Consider the following 3,499-nt stretch of genomic DNA (forward strand, 5'->3'; position numbering starts at 1 on the left):
TCGGAGCAGACGCGAGTCAGAGCAGCGGTCAGAGTGGTTTTGCCATGGTCAACGTGACCGATGGTGCCAACGTTGACGTGCGGTTTGTTACGTTCAAACTTTTCTTTAGCCATTTTGACCGTCCCCGAACGAAGAATTCAGCTAGCGATACCGCCATTAAAACAAAGGCAGATACTTTCATATCTGCCTTTATTAAATGGAGCTCATGAGCGGATTTGAACCGCTGACCTCACCCTTACCAAGGGTGTGCTCTACCAACTGAGCTACATGAGCGAAACATGTGCGTGAACAGTAAAAGCTGGAGCGGGCAGCGGGAATCGAACCCGCATCATCAGCTTGGAAGGCTGAGGTTCTACCACTGAACTATGCCCGCGGAGCTTACAGCTCACGCTTAAATCTGGTGGAGGGAGAAGGATTCGAACCTTCGAAGTCGTAGACGTCAGATTTACAGTCTGATCCCTTTGGCCGCTCGGGAATCCCTCCATTAGGAGGCGGCATTCTCAATATCTGCCACCCTGCTGTCAAGCACTTTCTCATTTAAAAACCTGAGCTTAGCGACACTAACAGCAACTTCGCATTCCATCTCTGCAGATGACCACCCTGCGAAGCGGGCGCCATTCTATGCATTCTATGGAGCGCTTGCAACCCCTTCGCACGGCATTAATTGATGTTGTAAGCCATTGAAGTCCAAAGACAAACGTTCGAGCAGCGAATCATCGACCAAACGCCGGCTTTCCGGGGCGATGCGTACCCAGTGGCTACGGTTGGCGCGCGGCAATTCACGCAGCAATGGTTCGTAGCCGGCCCGGCGCAAACGGGTAATCACGCTGTCGGCCGAATCGTGGCGGGGGAAAATCCCCAGGGAAATGCCGTTGGCGAGATCGCCCTGACTGATGATGTAGCTATCGATCTTGCGCGCCTGCAGCTCACGCAACTGCCTGAGCGAGGCCTGGCGCGATGCCAGCGGTGGCAAATAAACCCAGTAATCGACAGCCCCCGCCGACTCGACCACCTGCATCTGCGAGCGGATATCCAGGCTCAGCAGACGTTGCTCGACCTGTTCTGCCTGGGCCTGCTCGTCAAAGGCGCCCAAAAAAAGACACACCGCCTGCTCGGGCGGCTCATCCGTTGGCGCAGAGACGCGCCTCTGCTGGGGTTTGGATTCACTCAACAGCTGAATATCGCGCCGGCTGTCCTGGTACAGGGATAGCGGCGCCACCTCTTTGGCCTGCATGGGCACCTGTTGCTGGTGCCATACGTAATAGAAGGCATTGAGCACCACCAGCAGCATGAAGATCCAACGCATCACGACTCTCCACCCAGAGGACAGGCGATCGCCAATCCGATAAACACCAGATCGGGTACTACCCGCGCAGCCGGCACCCATTCAGCCGCCATCGCCGCATCACCGCCAGTGAGAAACACCGCCACATCCGCACCACATTGCTGACGAGCCAGTTCGAGCTGGGTGTTGACGAAGCCACGCAGCATCAACCGACAGCCGCGCTCGACCGCTTCCGCCGTGGAGCGGCCCGGCACCAGGCTGTCGCCAGCCTGCTGAGCCGCGGCATTGTCGTAGCGGATGCGACGCGTATGGGTAAGCAGCTGGCTGCGCATCAGCGGCATCCCCGGGCATATGAAACCGCCCAGATGGGCGCCGCCGCCATCGACGAAATCCGAGGTGATCGCAGTTCCCAGGTCCACAACCAGACAGGCGCCCTGCTCCAGGCTATAGGCACCTACAACGGCGAGCCAGCGATCGAGCCCCAACCGCTGATAGTCCTCATAACCGTTGTGTACGCCGCCCAGCACCTGGGCAGGCACGGCCACCTGGCAGTCGATATTGAAACGCTCCGTCAGCGCCGCACAGAGCAGCCTTGTCTCGTCATCGGCGCGAACGCTGACCAGGCGACAGACCGACAATTGCCGCGAGAAACGGTCAGCCAGGGCCCTGACAAGCTCCTCGCCGTTATCGGCCACGCCACTGGCCAGGCTGCCGCCGGCCGCCAGAACGCGCCATTTGATAAAACTGTTACCGCAGTCAAGCTCAAGAATCATCATGCAACCTCAAACTGAGCTCACCGCCGCTGAAAAGCCTTTCTTGCCCGGCAACATCCAGGCGCAGTGCGCCGGCATCATCCACCCCCAGGACACGCCCCCGGGTAGCCTGCGCGCCGGTCGCAAGCGTGACCATACGCCCCTGCCACAAATGGCTCGCCTCCCACTGCGCGCGCAATGAAGCAAAGCCATGCTGTTGGTGCAACTGAAGGTAATGCTCCAGTTGCCGATTGAGACCGGCAACGAATTGATTACGATCTACCTGTTCTCCCAACACCTGCCGCAGGGACGTCCAGGGCTGATCGATGACCTGGCTGGCGGGCGCCATGCGCATGTTGATATTCACACCGATGCCGATCACCACATGGCAGACGTCAGCGGGATCACCGGCCAGCTCCAGGAGAATGCCGGCGATCTTGCGGCCATCGATCAGCAAGTCATTGGGCCACTTCAAGCCGCCTTCGGTAATGCCTGCGCCACGAAGCGCCTCCAACAGCGCCAGACCAACCACCAGGCTCAAGCCTTCGAGCTGACGCATTCCGCCGGTTATGCGCAGCACCAGGCTGTAGTAGAGATTTTCCCCAAAGGGGCTTGCCCAGCTTCGCCCGCGCCGGCCGCGACCAGCCGTCTGCTGCTCGGCAATCACCAGGTAGGGTGGAATGGCGCCAGAGGCAAGACGGCGCAGCGCCTCGGCATTGGTGGAGTCGACCTGCTGAATCAGCGTAACCGGAACGCTTGACGAGGCAGTGAGGGCATCAATGGCCAGCAACGAGAGCGGCTTCTCGAGCCTGTAACCACGCCCACGCACCTTGTGAATCTGCAGATCCAGCTCGGCTTCGAGCGCCTGCAGACGCTTCCAGATAGCGGCTCGGCTGACACCGACCGCTGCGCCGAGTTCTTCACCCGAATGAAACTGCCCATCCTGTAGGAGTCGCAATAAAGACTGCATGCCTGACCTGCCCTGCTTCAAGGAACGCATGATAACGATGCGCTCGGCTGCTGCCTACAAGCCGGGGCGCATTCATCCCGAGCGGGATCATTGTGCAGAATTGAGGAGGCGGCCCTGGGAAATACCAGGCGACAACTATCGAAGTGGAGCAGCATGCGCTGCGGTGCTGACCAGTTCGACACCTGCAGCCAGAGCAACGGCCAAACCGGCCTTGCGGTCCTCGGCCCACGATCATAGACATCGTTCAGGCATCCCCTGGGTAAACGACGGCTCCTATTTGCACCCAAAGCCCTGCTGCTCAACACCAGCCCCGTAGCCAGGGTCGAGCGTAGCGACATTTAGGAAAGGCTTTTCGACCCGCACTGCTCCTGCAGCACACTAGCTCGCCGGCTCCAGCTTTTCCCGGCCCATAAAGACGAAACCCCAGACCTCTGTCGAGATCTGGGGTTTCTAGTAGAAGCTTGACGATGACCTACTCTCACATGGAGAAAC

At 59.2% G+C, this 3,499-nt stretch carries 4 protein-coding genes and 3 tRNA genes; all 7 read right to left on the reverse strand.

All coding sequences use genetic code 11. The features are described 5' to 3' along the window. Positions 1 to 113, reverse strand: a 113-nt coding sequence (locus BM154_RS23435; protein ID WP_244154210.1) for a GTP-binding protein, incomplete at its 3' end; no start/stop codon positions are given. Positions 114 to 197: 84 nt separating this feature from the next. After that, a tRNA-Thr gene (locus tag BM154_RS23440) sits at positions 198 to 273 on the reverse strand. Positions 274 to 299: 26 nt separating this feature from the next. Further along, positions 300 to 373: transfer RNA gene (locus tag BM154_RS23445), tRNA-Gly, on the reverse strand. 25 nt (positions 374 to 398) lie between these two features. After that, positions 399 to 483: transfer RNA gene (locus BM154_RS23450), tRNA-Tyr, on the reverse strand. A 145-nt stretch (positions 484 to 628) separates the two neighbouring features. After that, the gene (locus tag BM154_RS23455; protein WP_074890276.1) at positions 629 to 1,306 is read right to left on the reverse strand and encodes an SPOR domain-containing protein; all 678 of its coding nucleotides are present in this window, start codon (positions 1,304 to 1,306) and stop codon (positions 629 to 631) included. Further along, the gene (locus BM154_RS23460; protein WP_074890281.1) at positions 1,306 to 2,058 is read right to left on the reverse strand and encodes a pantothenate kinase; all 753 of its coding nucleotides are present in this window, start codon (positions 2,056 to 2,058) and stop codon (positions 1,306 to 1,308) included. The genes BM154_RS23455 and BM154_RS23460 overlap by 1 nt, the downstream gene beginning before the upstream one ends. After that, positions 2,048 to 3,007 carry a bifunctional biotin--[acetyl-CoA-carboxylase] ligase/biotin operon repressor BirA gene (gene birA / locus BM154_RS23465; protein ID WP_074890278.1) on the reverse strand — a complete coding sequence of 320 codons (960 nt, stop codon included), beginning with the start codon at positions 3,005 to 3,007 and terminating at the stop codon, positions 2,048 to 2,050. The genes BM154_RS23460 and birA overlap by 11 nt, the downstream gene beginning before the upstream one ends. Between the last annotated feature and the right edge of the window lie 492 nt (positions 3,008 to 3,499).

The organism is Phytopseudomonas argentinensis, assembly GCF_900113905.1.
Lineage (GTDB): Bacteria > Pseudomonadota > Gammaproteobacteria > Pseudomonadales > Pseudomonadaceae > Aquipseudomonas > Aquipseudomonas argentinensis.